Raw genomic sequence first — 18,125 nt, 5'->3', positions numbered from 1 at the left:
GGTTATTCACCCTTGGCAAGCAGTTCAGTCACCAGGTTGTCTAAATCCGAAACTAACTGAGGGAACGCCACTGGTTCTTGGATTTGCCGTAGCTGCTCCCGCGAGTCTCCGACCCCGCAGGTGAACTGGGCGAGAGGCTTTATTCCATAGGCGTCCTCGATATCGGCTGCTTCTTTGACCAGACGGGATACTGAGGGCGCCAAGAATCCAGTATCTTCCCGGGAGGTAACCGCATTCTCGAACGCCCCTACCAGGGAAACTGGCTGGTCATCACGTACGGAAATGTAGATTGCTTCCGGTAGCGTGCGATTAGCAAAAGTATTTTGTTTACCGGTGGGCATGGCTTTTACAAATGCCTGGGCGAACGCGTCAACTGCCCGAACCGTGGCATCGTCACTCCCCAGGTTTTCCCGCAGCATATCCAGATTGATAGTGGCGTATCGATAGAGCGTTGAGGAATTAAACTCGACCGTCCCCATCATCCCCGCTCCCGCATCGGTTTCCGCTTCGTCTTGGGACTTTACGTCATCAACTGCGGTAAAGAAATCGAATTCGTTTTCTACGCTGTGGGTAGAAATTGCGTGTGCTACCTGGCAGGAGGCATCGACATTCACGGCTGCGTCATCAGCTACCATGCGACCGAACAGAGCCAAATCTACTGAGTGATTCCGATTCAACAGTCTTTCAATTTCGCGTTTCTTTGGCTTCTCTTCGGTGGCCGCTTTATCTACCGCATATTCTGCCAGTTGCCGCAGTTGCAGGGCTGACAGGAACACTAAGTAGGTGGACACATCGTTACCGATCTCTTCCTTAGCATCCTTCTTCGCGCGCGGGGCTTTTAGCTTGATTCCCAGCGCTTTAAATACGTCTACCGCCAGTTTCGCAGATTCGGGCTCCAGATCTGGGTTTTGAACGGAGATCTGTTTAGCCAACAAATCTACAATCCGATTGGTTCGATAGCCCAGATCCGCTTGATTGAGGAAATCTCCAAACACTTGCCTGGTCTCTCGTTTCCAACACTGCGAAGATACCCGGGCTCGGCGTTGCCCCCCAAAAGTTGCAGTCTTAGGGCTCCCTGAATCATCTCGGTTTACACAGGAGGGCGGGACGTTTTGCAAAATATGGAAATCGATAAAGCTAGTCATGATAGTCTCCTTTATTTGGTCTGTGAGTTGGTTTCTGATTTTTCGTTTTTCTGTCGGGCATAGCCTCTCGCCCAGGAGAGTATAACTTTTTGTTTGCCTCCGGGGATTGCGAAGCGATAAAGATCTTGAGCCAATAGTCCGTAGTCAATTGCGATTGCAGCGCGATTAGATCCCAACTGACCAATTAGCCCCTTCAAATGGTTGAAAAACCCCGAAAAAGTTGTGGACATAACCGCGGCATCAAAGTGGCGCCGCACCGCTTTTTCATTATCCATACCTTCTAACCAGGCGAGCCTCGAGACTGCTTCTCCCAGGTTTACTCCCCGTTGATGCATGGGGGTGATTCTGCCCCGCTGATGGCGAGCATAGAGCCACAAGGCTCCCCGGATTCCCTGCTCCTTGGCAGTTAAGAGATCTGAAGAGGAATTCCTTCCCGTTTCTGAGGTATCAACTAGATGCCACACCGAGGGTGGGAAAACATACAAGTCTTGAGACGCCTTGCGTAGCTCAGCCAAATCGGCACGAGCTTGCGGGGAATCGTTTAAATACCCCTGCTGCAAAGTTTCAATTCGCCGTATTACTGTCCAACCAAGGTCACTGTAATAATGCTTACTTGATTGCTCTGGTTGCGTTTGATCACTCATGATTCTCCTTCGACTCATTGAAAGCTGAGACCTTTGATTTTGTCTTATAAAGCCTGATTGCAAACCATTTAACACAGTTAGGAAGATCAAAAACTGTTCCGTTTTTTATCCTTCCTTTCATCGCTTCATCCGGAGCGGCCGCCAGCAGTTCGGATTCCAGTTTTTTGGCAATCCCGTAGCCTGCTTCCCAAAGCGAATCTAGATTACAGTTGGCTGAACCGATTCTGAGCAGCCAGGCTCGGAACTGGCTGTCAATCTCTGAGTAGAAGCGCTCTCGCGTTGTCCGAGTAGCCAGGCTCGTGTCCTCCGCCCCAATGGCTCGCTGCAGATTGCCCGCTAACGAAGCAATCGCACTAGCTAGCTCATCAAGCAGTTCCATCCCGGTTTTCACTAAATACAACGATTCTTGGTCTTTGCCAGTCAATAGGCGAGAGGGGACTGTCAGATAATCACTGATTGCTTCCACAAAATATGATTCTTGGTCACCATACTCATACCCACAAGATCGCAACCTATAGATTGTCGATTCCGGCAGATAACCGTTTGAAATCAACCACCCTACCCAGCGCACTACCGCTGGTGGCAGGCTTGCTTCTACCTGCACCTCTTTGTAAGTTGCGGTTTTCCCGGGAAACTCGGGCAATAGGGATGTAATTCCCCGCCAAATTGCGCGGCTGGGATCATGCTTACGAGGCATATAAGTTATCCGTTTATTTTTCCTGGTCTGGGGCTCAGAAAATCGCCATACTCCCATAGGTTCACGGATTAGCGCGTTAGCAAACGCAGAAGTTTTCTTTTCTCCTAATCTATCGCCCTGGCAAAGTACTACACCGATTACCGAGTTACCGCCATCAATTAGCCTCACCCGCCTAGATTGCCAAGTGAGCATATCGGCAAGGCCATGCGGATAGATGTCGGCGCGTTGTCCCACCGGTTGCTTCTCGCGTTCCCAGACAGGTAAATCAAATTCCGGATTGGAAGCAATAATTCCAGTGGCCTGAGCTTCTTCGCTTTCTTCCCCAGGTTGCCCAATAGCAAGAGTGTTAAGCATCAGAGTTGAAAACAGGGTTTCACCTTCTACATAAACCCCACCTTGGGCACCTACCCAACCAGTACCAATCGGATATCCTTTACCACCTTTCACCCGAGTATCACCAACCGCGCCGGAGCGAATCCCCGCAGAATCGTATGCTTGTAAGTGGATAAGTTGGGCAGCAGCCTCGGGATAACTAATCTCTTCTATACCAGCCCCGATACGCATGGTGATGAACGGTTTCCCGTTCGGGACGTCTGCGAGTATCTTATTCAGCTCAGAGTAGTCTCTTTTGGGGGTATGAACCGTGGGATGCTGAAAGAAAGGCCGTTCGCGATCAAATAAAAAGAATCGATCCTTCCACGTTTCAAGATACTGTTCCACCAAGCCCAGGGTTTCTTTCGGATTTTCATAAGCCCGCTGCCATGCCGGCGCATTCCAGCCACCTTTTGTAGCACTGACGACATACAGCGTTCTCTGCATAATCGCCACCATAATTCTAAGCACCGCGAAACTTACGGCGTCCTGCCCAAAAGATAGTCTTCGAATCTCCGGCGAACGTGAAAAACAATCACGCAGAGGAAGCATCTGATGTTTACCGTTGCGGAATGCAACCGGAACCCAGGGCTCATCAAGTAGATTAAACTTTGATTTCTCAGTCACCGTACCTCCCTTCTAGAACCAACCTTTGGTTCCCAAACAACCAAATAATCTGAATCCTGCTCGCCTACAAGACTCTTACTAAACAGTTTTACAGGAACTGTGTTGGAATTAAAAGAGAAGCCACCCGTGACACTATATATAGCTACTCGTGGTCAAAAGCGTGACCCACATACTAGTTAGAGAGCTGACAATCACCCTAGTTCGTCCCTGAGACAGGAGCTAGACCTTACCCCAAGGGCTCAAATCCGGCTCTTGCGGCCTACGCCCGAGAACGACGTCAAGCAAGCTTCGCTGCAATTAGTTGCGCCCCAAACTAGATCCCCAAAAGCATCATTGACGAGCTAGACCCCACCGGTATGCAATGCGCAAGTCTAGACTCCCCCTCAGGAAGATAAGTGACATCAAACTCTCTTCTATCAGGTCCTAGTACAAAGTTGTTTTAACCCCAAAGGCAGAGATGACTCTGCGAATCTCCTCATCCGTTAGACCCTCTGTCTTCCCCCCGCTCGCGGTATTCAAATATTCATACATAGCGCCGGTCTCCAGATATTCCACTTTGTCAACGGCCGCCAAGGGCGAGACGTCAGAACGTACCATGATTCCATGCTTTGCCCACAGCGTGATCTCATGATCGCGCAATCCCCGCAAGTTATTTTCCATCAACTCCTGACTGCCAGGTACCATGAAATCCAGCACCTCTATGCCCTGTGGAACCTGGACTATCGTTTCCGGTTCCCAGCGGAAAATCGCGCGGTTATAGTCAGTGTTATTGAGCAACTCCGGGTGATGCGACAGAGCGACCAGGTAAGGTGGCTGCGCATGAACCACGGCTTGAAAATCTACCTTCCTCCTAGCTACCTGGTCATTATGAACCGCCAGATGGGAGTTAAACTCGCTCGTGGGTTGATGATATTTCTTGTCTGGATGCGTATACCAGATACCGGTTCTACCACCCTCATCAATCACGAAAGCTGAAACATTCACCGCCGGCATTTTTCCAATATCCCGCAACCGACACCCAGAGCCGGTCACGAAAACGGTTCTTCCGGCTAGTGCCGGAACCGCCCATGGCAAATTCTTCTTTTCTTGACGGTCCGGGAAAACAGACTCCAAATCCACGGGCCAATTTATCGATATTGATATGTTTCCCGCACTTGCTTCCACCGCGTGCATCTGGTCTAGCCGGGCACCCGCCTGCCCCATTTGGTCAAGTAGTTCCTTAATAGTTGAATTATTGTTCATTTTATTTCTCATCTTTCTTTGCTAAAAATTCGGGCAGCTGCTTGTTGCCAATCCGTTTTCTTTCCCCCGGGATTTAGGGTTATTGATGCTACCGATTGAGATACAACGAATCTCATCTCAGATAGCGAATCTCCTACCGCGCCACTGGCTCGAGCCTGTACCAGAAGGTTCCCTAATGCCGTAGCCTCCACTGGTCCAACAGTTACTGGCAACCCACATGCGTCAGCTGTAAGTTGGCAAAGCAAGAGATTCTTCGCGCCACCGCCCACGATATTCACCGTGTCAACCGGCACATCCGCGAGTGCGGCTGCTTGATGGATTGTTCTCGCATGGGCTAATGCCAGAGATTCGTAAATGCAGCGTGCGTATTCCCCTATTCCCCTAGGGCGCGGTTGATCAGTTTCATCAGCAAGCCGGTCTATACGAGCCAGCATGTCACCTGGATCCGCAAAGATGGGGTCATTAACGTCAATAATCGTGCGCATACGGGGGGCTTTTGCAGCCGCTTCATCGATCTCCGCAAAAGATAAATGTGGCTCCTTTTCGCGCCATTTTGCAACACAGCCATTAAGTATCCACATACCCATAATGTTGCGCAAGTACCTGACCGTTCCATCTACACCGAGTTCGTTAGTAAAGTTTGCTTTACGAGAGGCTTCGGTAAGCACGGGAGCAGCTAATTCAAGCCCGACCAATGACCAGGTCCCGCAGGAAATATAGGCGAAATTATCACTTTTAGCAGGAATCGCCGCGACTGCAGAGGCTGTATCATGGCTTCCTACACTTACCACATTTGTGGGCAAATCCTTACCGTTACGCAAAGGGATGACATCTGGCAAGACCGGCCCTATACATTTTCCTGATTCAATCACATCGGGTAATTTTTGCGCGATGTCCATGCCCGCCTGCTGCGTGTACAGTTGCAATATTTCCTGGGACCATCTACGCGTACGGGGATCCAATAACCCTGTGGAAGAGGCATTCGTCACCTCGGCATAAATCTTTCCAGACAACCAGTAAACAATCAGGTCTGGAAGCAAAAGGATATGTCGAGCAACCTCAGTCAATCTTCGGTCATCTTCATTTTCCATACTAGCCAGCAGTTGGAAAACCGTGTTGAAGTTTATTACCTGCAATCCATTATGACGATAGAATCTTTGGGGAGAAACCTTCCCGAAAAGTTTGTCAGGAACGCTCTTTGTTCGAGAATCGCGGTAGCTATATGGCGATGTAAGTAGCTTTCCGTTGTGGCCGATTAGCCCATAGTCAACTGCCCACGAATCAATTCCTACTGATTCAATTGACTCACTTTGTAGTACCTTCAGTCCGTTATTTATTTGACTCCAGATTCGGTGTATATCCCAATATAGGCCAGCCCTTCCCCGCTCAGGTACGCGGATCGGACCATTTGTAAATCTGGTTACTTCTCTAGTATGAATCTGGTTGCCCTCGACATTTCCACTTATTATTCTTCCCGAAGAAGCACCAAGATCAATTGCAGCAAAAACAGGCATTTCTTAAAACTCCATTCATCACGTCTTGGCCCGGCGCCCGACACGCGACCGATAAAATTGACGCCGGGCCAAAATCGTTGACTAAGCCACTTCCGGGAAAACGGAAGGACATGAAATCATCTTGTTAAGCTCCCCAACCAGCTTGTTTTCCTCCTACCCGATCTTGCCGAACCTTCTCCAGATAACCGGAAGACAGGAATGCCCGCATTGGATCAGGATCTATACCTTGTGATTCGCGAAGTTCTCTTAACAGACGCCGCACATCGGTGTTAAACGCGTCCATCAGTAGTTCATTCGCCCCTAGCACATCTCCTTCTAACTGCTTCTTCTTTAGTTCTCCCCGGTCAACTAACAGGGCTTTGGCAGTCATTTCCTGCACATTGGTGACAGATCGAATTTCTCCGGGAATTTTTTCCTCCAAATTGTGGCATTGATCGAGCATAAAATTGACCGGTGAGTCAGCTGATAACGCCCCCGCCGCTACGATTTCATTCATGATTCGGAACAGCTGAAATGGGTCGGCAGCTCCAACTATCAAATCATCATCAGCATAGAAGCGAGAATTAAAATCAAAAGCTCCCAACCTCCCCAAGCGTAAGAGCTGTGCCACGATGAACTCAATATTGGTTCCTGGGGCGTGATGCCCCGTATCTAGCACTACCATTGCCCTTTCGCCTAGAGCCTGGCATTGAACCAGAGAAGTACCCCAATCAGGGACATCCGTATGATAAAACGCCGGTTCAAAGAACTTGTATTCCAAAACTAACCGCATATCCAAATCCAGCTCGGCATAGATTTTTTCCAAGCAATCAGCTAATCGATCTTGCCGTTCTCGGATTGAGTCCTGCCCCGGATAATTAGTACCGTCTGCTAACCAAATCTTTAAGTCCTTAGACCCGGTCTTTCGCATAATATCGATACATTGCTTGTTATGATCGATTGCCTTCTGACGAATTTTCGGGTCAGGGTTGCAAAGCGAACCAAATTTATAGTCCTCGTCCTGGAAAACATTCGAATTAATTGTACCCAGTGTTACGCCCTTGTCTTCCGCGTATTTCCTTAGTCCATCGTAGTCATCAGTAAGATCCCAGGGGATATGCAGAGACACGCGCGACGCCGATCTCGTAAATTTGTTTACCTGGGCTGCATCCGCCACTTTCTCAAATGGGTCACGTGGCACACCATCAGTGGTAAAAACCCTAAACCGTGTGCCAGAGTTCCCAAAAGCCCACGACGGCAATTCGATATCCTGCTCCTCAAGCAGTTTCCGATTTTCTGCACTGAGGTCTTTTAGTTGTACCATTATATTTTCCTTTCCTATACGCCGGTCTAATGCTCAATACGACTAATCATTACGATCTGGTTTCATCTTTGGCAGAAACAACGCGACCGTAACGCTCAACTTCAATATCCCTTAACGGTCTACCCTGAGTTTTGGGTGCCCAAACGGTTCCTACCACTAAAGAGACAATCAAGAAGCCAATAAGAATCAATCCGTCTTCAGTAATCCGTTGTTCCATTTCAAAATGACCGGGAAGATGAGAGAAATAAGGCCAGACATGACGCGGACAGTAAAGAAAATAATTCCTTGTGCGCCGGCGCGATACGGAGCAGCAAACAACTCTGGCGCCCACACTGAGTAAAATGCCTGTGCCGAAGGGCCTGCGGAAATTCCCCAGATGATTGCATAGCCGAATGCGGTAAACGCAGAATCCGCTGGCCCAAAGATTAATATCAGCCAAGCTACGATAGCGAGAGCCGCCCCCACGAAGAAGTGAACACGGTACGGAACCCTGTCCACGAAATACATAAATCCGGCAGTTCCAATAATAACAACACCCCAAGACAACATTGAGAACATGTTGGAAGCCATTTGGTCGTATCCCATGGAGTTCAATATCGTCGGGAGAAATATTCCGTTTTGCGAAGCCGCCTGATTCCAACAGGTATAGATCACTGCGAGAAATATTAATGCGCTGATATTGCACTTCCAGCTAAATAAAGCCTTAAATGACTTGAAAATAGAAGGTGCTTTTGCGGCAGCACCGCCTTTGGCATCCTCCCAAACCTCAGACTCTTCGAGATTGCGTCGAATATACCAGGTGATCAGTGCAATCACTACAAGATGGGCAAAGACTATCCTAGAACCAAGCAGGCCTAGGGGTGTAAGAGCCGCAGCCAGTCCAAATCCGATAAAAGGACCAAAAGACCAGGCCATTTGAGTAGTACCTATGTGCTTACCTCGACTCTCAGCTGGGGCGAACTCCGCTATATAGGTCCAACCGGCCGGCACCGAGGCTCCTACCGCGAGCCCAATGACCACAAAGCCAACGAACAGCATTGCCAGATTTGCGGCAAACACCACGAACAATCCGCCTAGCGCGTAAACCAGCAGATCATAAGTGTAGATGAACTTCCGTCCATATTTATCGCAAAGTGGACCACCGATTAGCGCACCAAGCGCGGCCCCAAAAGCGTTAGAGCTGAATGCCGCTAGCATGCCAGCAATAGTGCCGTCATCCCCCGGGAAGAAGGCAGCGCCCCAAAAACTTAAGGAAGTAGCGATGGCAATGATAGATCCGGAGTCAATATAGTTTGACATGGAAACGGCGATCGTCGCTTTCCAACCTGTTAATGGTTTGTTTTGCATAGTTTTCTCCATTGAAAATATTGAATTACTTTAGGTAGAAATATTGCGACAGAAGATGATTAACGCCCCCGTCGGGCTGTACGAAGAATCTGGACATCTCTGATTGCCAAATCCTATTTATCTGTTGCGAGTCCATTCGCTTCATTGCGGCTCGCACATCATCGGCCTCAAAGTATCCGAATACTACCCCAGTCGGTGGATCTACGAAGAGCGAATAGTTTCTCCAACCAGCTGCGGTAAGTGCTTGCCTCATCTCCTCCCACACATGTTGGTGTATATCCAAATATTCGGCAAGTACTTCTTTGCGGACTTTCAGCAGAAAACCACAGCGCGAATCTGAGCGCTGTGCACTTGTCTCTAGAATCTCTTGGGTTGTTTTTTCGCCACTCATTGTCACTCCATTGTCACATGATTGAAAGGTTTCAATCTGGTTTCCAAACTAACATTGAATCGTTTCAGTGTCAAGAGTTTTTACGTTTTCTTCTTAACTAGTATTCAAGTGACCATTTTCGCTGTTCAGACAGACATGAGCTAATCTACTTATTAGGAAATGTCCAGAGTCAGGAGTTCCCATGAGTAAGCCGCCAAGTATCAAGGACGTAGCTAAAACTGCACAAGTCTCAGTCGGTACAGCTTCGAATGTTTTGAATCATCCTGACTTAGTTTCAGCGTCAACTAGAAAGCGGGTCGAAGAGGCGATTTCCCAACTTGGATTCGTCCCATCAGATGCGGGTAGACGATTGCGCGCCGGAAACTCACGCCTGGTAGGACTGATTGTTCTCGACATTGCAAATCCGTTTTTCACTCAGTCTGCTAGAGGAATTGAGAACCGGCTGGCATCAGATAATTGCTACCCCATGATTTGCTCTTCGGATGGGGATGCAAACAAAGAGAGAAAACTCATTCAACAATTGGCATCCCAACAGGTTAGGGGGGTGATTATGGTTCCTTCCGATAAAGCAATGGAGAATGTCCGTTTACTCCAACGCCGTAAGATTCCAGTGGTCTTCATGGACTATCCTTCTGCTTCCGCAGAGATCAGCAGCGTCTCTGTTGATGATGAGACCGGTGCTGCTACTGCGATAACGTACCTACTGGGTCTAGGCCATCGCCAGGTCGGGTTCATCAATGGGCCAAAAAACATCAGGCAGGCGCGTGCGCGCCACCGAGGCGTTATTGAGGCACGGAATAAAGTCGCTACGAAGGTAGATATATTTGAAATCCTTGCCGATCACTTCGATGCGACCTCGGGGGCACATGCGGCGCGCGAACTTATCCGCAACCATCCGGATATCACTGCAGTTTTCTGCGCCAGTGACCAGCTAGCTATAGGAGCCATGCGCACTATTCGTCAGCTCCACTTGTCTATTCCTAACGATATTTCCGTAGTCGGCTTTGATGATATAGCAGTAGCATCTGAACTGATTACTCCACTAACCACCATTCGCCAACCAATGAATGAATTGGGAAACGCCGCCGCAAATCTGCTACTTTCCGACACTGACGAGCCCAGACACATTTCCTTTGTGCCGAAACTTATAGTGCGCGAATCAACCGCTGCGATCTGACCGTGTCAAGATTGCCAAATTTGTAGAGCTGCCCTGGATAGTTTTGAGAGCATACCTAAGGTATCCGCGAAATCATAAGCCGCAATAATCTGCGGGAGTCCCTCCCAGGTTGATAGAGGAGAGAGAAGCACTCATTATTACATGTGTCTACTAGCGATGAAACAGGACGACCTAGTATCCCTAGTCGAGGACATTAAGTCGACGGTTTCGATAACGCATGCCCCAGCATCGGTTTCTCGCCGCTCTTTGGACCCCAAGTCATCAAGTGGGATGTAGCACTCGAATTCGTTGTCAAGACCACGAGCAAAGCTACCACGCACAATCCGGCTGGTAAAACTGGTATTTACCGAAACGCTTTCGGTAACCATACGATCAAAGATTACCAGATTAAACTTCAGGTTCTCAGTCACTGCCCTTCCTCTCATGAACCGACTTCGGTTCGCTAATAATCTCGAGCAGTCCCGTTTCTACCGCTCACAAAACCCTTGATATTTATTCTATGGAACTGTGTAGGAAATAAACTAATCTTACATAACAACATAGCAAGTAGCCGAGCTTCGATTCGAACTAATATTATCTACCTCGTTTCCCGCTGATAGAATGAAAGCAGCTCGAGAAGACTTGAGATGATCCGTGTGTGGGAACCACGCAATACCTCTGCCCCGCCTTTGCGGGGATCATCCACACCGATTACACACCATTAAAGCTACAGCTAAATACCGGTTTATACATCCGAATCAGTATCAAAAATTTGCAAACCCACATCGCGGCGATAGGAAATAGTTTTCCCAAACCCGGTTCGATATTCCCCGCCCTGCAGCGGGACTACTAATTGCCCCCGCAGCATAAAATCTTTTTCCCAATTCACCCCCAGGTCACGAGTTTCCTTTTCTAACTCGGGAACGAACTCATCAACGGCTTCCTCAAGCCCCCGGCCTTTCACCCGCAGTCGCGCTGAAGGAATGGACACCAAGGAACGCACCAGTCGCTCCCGCAGCGCACCGCTCGGCAATTCTTGTAAATCAATTTCCCGGGATTCGGGGTGACGATCAGTAGGAATCGCTGCAATGCCCTCTCCCTGTTGTTCGACCAGCAGCACTTCCACTCCGGAATCGCCATCACGAACTCCAACGATTCCCATTTCATCGGGATCCCCATCCGGATTATTGCCACCTAGCCAGTCAATCAATGAGGCGGTATCAGTGTTGCGAGGCGGCGCCAACAGTCCGATTGCCGCCCCCTCGGTTTTAGAATACGCCTTATCCTCTTTATTCTTCCTGGTTCGCTGTAAGGTATCGCTCCATAAGTCGGGGGTGACCACGCTTTCCTCATAGACAGCAGCCACCGCCGTCCCGATATCTTCAGGAATCCGCCAGACCTCCCCCTTGCCCTCTTTATCTAGCACATAAGCCGCAGTTCGCAGCAGCACGTCCTCGTCGTAAACATAGCTCGAGCCTGGATCTACTTGCGGCTTTGAATCCTGCTTGCCGGGTACGCCCATTAAGATGCAGCTAGGCTCCGCAACTGCAGCAGGGCGATTTTCCCTTTCGTGACGATGCACCCGCCCCATGCGCTGAAATAGCAGGTCAATCGGCGCCAAATCGCTGTAAAGAACATCGAAATCAATATCTAAACTTTGCTCAACAACCTGGGTACCCACCACGATCGTCTGCTTAGGTCGGCGAGATTTTCCGGGTTTTCCAAAGGTACGCATCAGCCATTCGTCGTTATCTTGGCGATCTTGCTGGGTAAAACGCGAATGCACCAAACGGACATCCTCCCCGAATATACCCCGCAAAGTTTCATAGGTACGTTGCGCATTAGCGACCGTATTGCGAACCACCAGGGCACATCCCCCATTTTGGAGTCGCGTTTGAAGATCTGCGACCAGCCCAGCATCGTCCTCCCAATGCTCAACTTCTATCTCTTTGGTAGCTAATACGGGCAGAGGGCGAACCTTAACCCCCTGCACATCCGAGTAAGAAAGCGCCGGATATATGGGGGATTGCGAGGATGAATCCGACTCTTTCTCTTTGGCTGGTGCTGCAGCCGTCCCACTTCCTGCGGGCTGCGGTTTCCGCATCGCGGCAAATACCGAAGCATCAAATGCTACTGCACCTTTATCCTTCCCCTGAGCAGCTTGTTTCAGCTCTTGCCCTTTTTTATAAGCTGCAAACAGCTCTTCACGCGCCCTCCGGGTTAAGGTGGCGGATAGAGCAATTACTGGCACCCCGAACGCTCCCAGCCATTGCACGGTTCTTTTCAGGAATTGGCTGGTATAGACATCGTAGCTGTGTACCTCGTCAATAATGACAACTTTGTCGCTAATCCCCAGATGCCGCAAACTCACGTGTTTGGTTTGCAATGCCGAGAACAGCAAATGATCCACTGTACATACCACTACCGAGGCTAGCAGGGCGGCTTTCTTGTTAAACCAGCGATGTACTACTGCCGGCTGCCTACTGTGACCAGACTCTTCATCAATGCCCATGGAAGAACTCTGTCCCGGCGAAACCGCATTGCCGGCACTGGCGATTCTTCCGTATTGGATTTTCTTATATACGCTATTCAAGGCAGCATTTCCGTGCTGAAGTTTTAGGCTAAAACCACTTTTCGCCGAAGTCTGCGCCCATTCGACAACTCTAGTAAACATGGCATCGGTAGTAGCTTTTGTTGGTAGAGCCACCAACACCCCGGAAGTTCCCGCCCGTTTCGCCAAAATGGTAGCTGCCATTAACGCGGCCTCGGTCTTTCCTGCCCCCATCACTTCCTCGATTATCATCATGCCGGGTAGCGCCATTTTTTCCGCGGCCTCTACCGCTACCACCTGCACGGGGCGCGCATGAGCATCAGCGCCTAACGCGAACAGGGTTTGTAGCAATTGATCAGGGTTGTGAGAGAGCATTTCTGGCTGCCAGGAGGGCGGCAAATGCAGCTTCTCCCAGGCAGCTTTAGTGCGTTGGCGATGATACTCCGGAGATAGCAACCTTTCAGGGTATAGATAGTTCCAGTCAACCAGTGCAAACAGCTCTTGATTCGAAGCGATCCAGTCGGCCATCACCGTAATGCCCGCCACCATACTTTGCCAGGTAGCTGGGAAAACTAACCCTTCGCATTGGCAAATAATCTTTTGGCTGTCAGTCCAGTTCATCCACCAATCTAGTAGTTCCCGGCGGGTCCGTTTCCAGGTTTTATCACCATTAATAGCCCGAGGCAGATTGGGATTCGCCATAGCGGTATGTCGCTGCCAAGACACCGGGCGACCGTGGTGAGCGCCGATTATCGACCCCAGTTGTTTCGCAGTGGCGGAAACATACCTTTTCGCCGCCTTTCCTGGATTCCAGCGCGATTCCAGCCATCTTTCAAACGCTATTTCCCCTATCCAGGAGTGTGGGTTATCTCCGCGCAGTTCCTCTGCCCGCTGGTATTTAGTTAGGGAGTCATCGCCGTTTTTAAATATCCGCTCATAAAGCTCGGTGTTCTGGGTAAGGAACATAGGCGAGCATTTCCCAATGTCATGGGCACCCACGATTAGCTTTAATAAAGCTAGAGCGTTCCCCGAGGGTTCTTGTATCCCCTGTACCCGCATTAACGGCTCTACCAATAATTGCCGCTGCCGGGTCGACAAGTACTTATCCCATATCAGCTCAGCCACTTCTCCCGAATCTGCCATATGCACAGCGAGCGGCAACCATTGCTTACCTACATCCTCGGGAGGAGCCGAATGCCAAAAATTAGTTTTTGCCCAAATTGACAACGCCGTTTCGGAAAGAAAAACATCTGAGACCACTCTTTTAGTAAACCCCATTAGGAGGGCGAATATCTCGGGTTTTACGACCTATCCTTTGATCGCTGCAACGGTCATACCATCTCCGTGGCTCGCGTAAGGAGGTATATTAAATCAGGTCACAGGTAGCGCCCGGGCTCACCCAGGGAACGATAAATACGTTCCTATCTGAAAATAACTAAAAAACTACCCTCAATGTAGTTTTTTTTACGCATTGAATGTATCATTTGATATGTGAGTGGTGTCTTTTTCCCCAGAGGTTTGGCAAACCGGTTGGCAGCTAGCTCTAGTCTGCCGGTGCAGATTTTAGAGGGACGACGTGCGGTGGGAAAGACCACGTTGTTGCAAAATCTCACCTTAGCTAACGGGAAAAGACCGGAATATTTCAGTTTTTCTACGGATAGAGAATCTTTGCGCGCCGCAAAGCGTGACCCGCAGGAATGGTTGTCGCGTTTACCTATCCATAGCGTTATCGATGAGGCGCAACTTTTGCCGGACGTAACCCAGCACATAAAGGCAGTTGTAGACCGGGTCGAGGATAAACACCGTTTCATTCTATGCGGCTCGGCCGCTATTGGACGGTCCCGCCGGGGAGAGGCGGATTGGCTAACAGGAAGAGCGCAGCGCCTCGAGCTGCTGCCATTTTCTGCTAGTGAGCTTGCCGGGCGTTCTCTTTCCGACGGTTATTCCCTGGCTGATGCGTTGTTTTACGGGGATTGGGCCTCGGCAGCTGAGCAAAGTTTTGCTTCCTCCGATGCGGATTTGATTGCTGTTTTGCGTTATGGGGGTATGCCCTCGCTATGCATTCCGGGGGCAAATCCCGGGATAATAAATCTAGCGCAGGTAAACCAGCAAGTTTTTTCTGAAAATGAGATGTCGTTGGGACGTGAGTTAGTCCCGGGTCAGGCCGTGGATATTTTGCGGGCGCGGGCGTTACTGGACGCACTTGTGGCATATCCCGGAGGTGTTTTGAACAAAGATCGTTTAGCCAACGAGCTAAAGATGGATGTTCGCACAGTGGGGCGTTACCTGGATATATTGAGGGAACGTTTCCTAGTTTATAGCCTGGCGAACTTCCGAGGCTCGGCGGCGAGTGTGGGGCGAGGGGCACCAAAAATACACGCAGTGGACACCTCCACGGTTTGTGAGTCCCTGTCGCGTCGCGGACATGATATTTCTGCTTTCCCGGCTGCGGCTGGTCTGGTCTTGGAGAACTGGGTTGCTAATCAGATTAGAGCTGAGATTGGCTGGGCAAGCACCAGCTACTATTTGGGGTATTGGCGGGTACGGACAGGGAATCGTGATGACGAGGTCGACCTGGTCTTACTGGATAACACCGCTGGGGCTGTGGGCGTGGAAGTCAAACTCACCAGCACTCCTAACAGTTCAGATTTTCGCGGTTTACGCCGTTTTCGTGAGGACTGCGACAAGCTCGGGAGAAAGTTTCGCCAAGGTTTTGTAGTTTGCACTTGTGAACGAGTGAAGAAAATCGAGGAAGATATGTGGGCAATCCCCTACCAGCTCCTAGGAGATTACCCCTCGCCCTCGCCAAAAAAAACAGTTAACCAACCTGGAATGTCAACTACCGAAAATGAACCCCTTACCGAAAGAATAAACTTGAAACCAAGCGAAGTCGTCCTTCCGCCCGGCCAGAAAACCGACACTGAGTCGCCTGCTGCAACTATTTTCGTCAGCTACACGCATGATGACAACGCCAGTGTTTACGGTGGACTGCTTGAACTAGTGAAAAAAATTGCTGACCAATACGAAATGAAAACCGGCGAAACCCTCAGTATCTTTACAGACCGTGACCTGAAATGGGGGCAATCATGGAAAAACGTCCTGGCATCTGAACTAGAGACAACCGCGTTCCTACTGTCCTTCGTTAGCCCCCGCTTCCTCAAATCCTCTGCTTGCCGCGAAGAAGTTGAAAGATTTGCAACTGCAGCCGAAAAAGCCAAATATAAAGCCATTCTTCCCATACTCATTCAAGCCATCCCTCCGGCGTTGCAACCCGACCCCCTGTGGAAAAAACTACAAAGCTACCAGTATGAAGAAGTTAGCGCTAAAGATCTTAGATCCGAGAACCGACAGGTGCTAGACGAAGTCGCTGACAAAATCTCAACCAGTCTGCAGCAGACAGTGGAAGCCAGACAGAAACTCGCGGCACCTACCTCAACCCTGCACACAGGAGACAAACCCGACGAATCTGAAAATCGCATGCCCCTGGAAGAGATTATGGGAGGAATAAAGGAACTATCTGACACTTTTGCTGCAGATGCACAAGCATTTGGCAAAGAAATGGCCACCATGAGCGACCAGCTAAACCAAAGTGTCGAAGCCATCACCGCCGGAGAATTCAAACCTGCCATCATAGCTAATCAGGCTCGTCTTTTAGACCCGCAAGCAAGTCGCCTGCAAGATACGGTTTCTAAACTAACTCACGACTGGGGAATGATTAGGGAGCGAATTAATGGCTCCATTGAATTAAGCAAAGAGCTGTCAAAAATCGGGGAAAACGACCTTTTACAAGACATCAGTATCTCCCTGGAACAGCTTGCTACCCAAACTCGCGTGCCAGAACTGGACACCTTGAAGCAGGTGTTGCCCTTACTTGGACGAATCTCCCGGCTACTCCGCCCCACAGAACAGTCAATAATGTCCGCGATTCGCGCCCTGGAAAGTGTCAGCACCGAAGTCGGCGCTCTGCGTGACTACGCAAACCAGTTTCGACAATAAGGCACAGCACCTGGCACTGAAATAACCAAGTGAACATGGTGACCATGAACCGGAGAAACAGAAAACTGAAACGTACTGGAGCTCCCGCTTCTACACCAAGTCAGTGAACTGGTCTGGTACCGTTTCACCTCAAGTTTTTTGCTCTGCAAAGGTCGCAGGGAGACAGGAATATAGTCAACCCCGTTACTACAAGTCGAAATATAGGTAGCAGGCGATTACAGCGACAAACCCACCAAATGCCCCACTGCGCCGGTAATCAACATGGCGAGGGCGCCGCCGATAATCACCCTGATTACCGCGCGTCCTCGGGGAGCTTCCGAAAGCCAAGCGGAGGTGTATCCCGCTAAACCTAACGCCACTAAAGTCAAGATGAAGGTGGCGATAAACTTGGAGGCCGGCGGAAACAGCAGGATGGCCAGCATCGGTAACACTGCGCCTAAGACAAAGGAAATCGCAGAAGAAAAGGCAGCATTCCAGGGATTAACGAACTCTTCCGAATCAATCGAGTAACGCGCCTCTACCTGCGCCGCTACCGGATCAATCGCAGAGTATTCTTTCGCTACTATCCGGGCAGTTTCGGGAGATAGCCCTTTGGCTTCGTAAACCTTAATCAGTCCCTCAAACTCGCCCTCGGGATCTTTCTTCAGTCGCGTCTTTTCTTTATGGACGAGCGCCTGCTCCGTGTCCTTTTGAGTAGATACAGAAACATATTCGCCAGCTGCCATGGAGATAGCCCCCGCGACCACGGCCGCCATCCCAGCGGTAAAGATCGCGATATTGTTCTGCGGGTCAGCCGCGGCCACCCCGACTACTACGCCGGCGGTTGAAACGATACCGTCATTAGCGCCCAGAACCCCAGCACGCAACCAATTAAGTTTAGAGGCCGTCTTTACGCTTTCATCGGTATGCTCATCTCGCTGCCGCGAATCGGAAGATTTTTCTAGTAACCTTTCGCCCGCCAAACTCATTTGGCACCTCCGTTTATCTGCGCATTTTTGCCTCTCGGCATTCTTTGTGACTTCACGGTCACCCTAGCAGTACAAAAGTTTTTGGGGATTAACGGGCTAGGTTAGGGAGCAGGAAAAGCTTCGCCCTCGGAAAGCAAAGCGCTGCCTCTAAGGGAAGGCGAGCCATAGGAAA

General features: G+C 49.9%; 13 protein-coding genes. 2 read left to right on the top strand and 11 right to left on the bottom strand.

The genetic code is table 11. The features are described 5' to 3' along the window. Positions 1 to 2: 2 nt before the first annotated feature. The 8 genes from cas7e to E6072_RS05855 all read right to left on the bottom strand — a co-directional run bounded on the left by cas7e (position 3) and on the right by E6072_RS05855 (position 9,282). The gene (gene cas7e, locus E6072_RS05890) at positions 3 to 1,145 is read right to left on the bottom strand and encodes a type I-E CRISPR-associated protein Cas7/Cse4/CasC (RefSeq protein WP_278619800.1); all 1,143 of its coding nucleotides are present in this window, start codon (positions 1,143 to 1,145) and stop codon (positions 3 to 5) included. A gap of 11 nt (positions 1,146 to 1,156) precedes the next feature. Then, on the bottom strand, positions 1,157 to 1,789 hold the full coding sequence (gene casB / locus E6072_RS05885) for a type I-E CRISPR-associated protein Cse2/CasB (protein ID WP_278619799.1): 633 nt from the start codon (positions 1,787 to 1,789) through the stop codon (positions 1,157 to 1,159). Then, the gene (casA, locus tag E6072_RS05880; RefSeq protein WP_316694404.1) at positions 1,782 to 3,485 is read right to left on the bottom strand and encodes a type I-E CRISPR-associated protein Cse1/CasA; all 1,704 of its coding nucleotides are present in this window, start codon (positions 3,483 to 3,485) and stop codon (positions 1,782 to 1,784) included. The genes casB and casA overlap by 8 nt, the downstream gene beginning before the upstream one ends. Positions 3,486 to 3,908: 423 nt before the next feature. Further along, on the bottom strand, positions 3,909 to 4,727 hold the full coding sequence (locus tag E6072_RS05875; RefSeq protein WP_316694402.1) for a class II aldolase/adducin family protein: 819 nt from the start codon (positions 4,725 to 4,727) through the stop codon (positions 3,909 to 3,911). A gap of 8 nt (positions 4,728 to 4,735) precedes the next feature. Beyond that, entirely contained in the window at positions 4,736 to 6,241 is a 1,506-nt protein-coding gene (locus E6072_RS05870; protein WP_278619794.1) for a rhamnulokinase family protein, read from the bottom strand. A gap of 124 nt (positions 6,242 to 6,365) precedes the next feature. Further along, a complete protein-coding gene (gene rhaI, locus E6072_RS05865) occupies positions 6,366 to 7,544 on the bottom strand; it encodes an L-rhamnose isomerase (RefSeq protein ID WP_316694401.1) in 1,179 nt (392 codons plus the stop codon). A gap of 186 nt (positions 7,545 to 7,730) precedes the next feature. Continuing rightward, positions 7,731 to 8,903 carry an MFS transporter gene (locus tag E6072_RS05860; protein WP_316694399.1) on the bottom strand — a complete coding sequence of 391 codons (1,173 nt, stop codon included), beginning with the start codon at positions 8,901 to 8,903 and terminating at the stop codon, positions 7,731 to 7,733. Between the two features lie 13 nt (positions 8,904 to 8,916). Next, on the bottom strand, positions 8,917 to 9,282 hold the full coding sequence (locus tag E6072_RS05855; RefSeq protein WP_278619788.1) for an L-rhamnose mutarotase: 366 nt from the start codon (positions 9,280 to 9,282) through the stop codon (positions 8,917 to 8,919). 181 nt (positions 9,283 to 9,463) lie between these two features. On the opposite strand from E6072_RS05855, the gene E6072_RS05850 reads away from it, so the two are divergent. After that, positions 9,464 to 10,459: a LacI family DNA-binding transcriptional regulator gene (locus E6072_RS05850; protein ID WP_278619786.1), complete on the top strand. Its 996-nt coding sequence runs from the start codon at positions 9,464 to 9,466 to the stop codon at positions 10,457 to 10,459. 137 nt (positions 10,460 to 10,596) lie between these two features. Here E6072_RS05850 and E6072_RS05845 read toward each other — a convergent pair whose 3' ends face one another. Together E6072_RS05845 and cas3 are read right to left on the bottom strand one after the other, a co-directional pair. Then, positions 10,597 to 10,869 carry a hypothetical protein gene (locus E6072_RS05845; RefSeq protein WP_278619784.1) on the bottom strand — a complete coding sequence of 91 codons (273 nt, stop codon included), beginning with the start codon at positions 10,867 to 10,869 and terminating at the stop codon, positions 10,597 to 10,599. 314 nt (positions 10,870 to 11,183) lie between these two features. Then, positions 11,184 to 14,267, bottom strand: a complete 3,084-nt coding sequence (gene cas3 / locus E6072_RS05840) for a CRISPR-associated helicase Cas3' (protein WP_316694396.1) — start codon at positions 14,265 to 14,267, stop codon at positions 11,184 to 11,186. A 213-nt stretch (positions 14,268 to 14,480) separates the two neighbouring features. Between cas3 and E6072_RS05835 the strand changes: the two genes are divergently transcribed. Then, on the top strand, positions 14,481 to 16,985 hold the full coding sequence (locus tag E6072_RS05835) for a DUF4143 domain-containing protein (RefSeq protein WP_316694394.1): 2,505 nt from the start codon (positions 14,481 to 14,483) through the stop codon (positions 16,983 to 16,985). 215 nt (positions 16,986 to 17,200) lie between these two features. Here E6072_RS05835 and E6072_RS05830 read toward each other — a convergent pair whose 3' ends face one another. Beyond that, positions 17,201 to 17,953, bottom strand: coding sequence for a VIT family protein (locus E6072_RS05830; RefSeq protein ID WP_278619781.1), 753 nt, complete (start codon positions 17,951 to 17,953; stop codon positions 17,201 to 17,203). Positions 17,954 to 18,125: the final 172 nt, after the last annotated feature.

It is taken from the genome of Varibaculum cambriense (assembly GCF_032557235.1).
GTDB lineage: Bacteria > Actinomycetota > Actinomycetes > Actinomycetales > Actinomycetaceae > Varibaculum > Varibaculum cambriense_C.
This window is presented reverse-complemented; position numbering and strand designations above follow the sequence as displayed.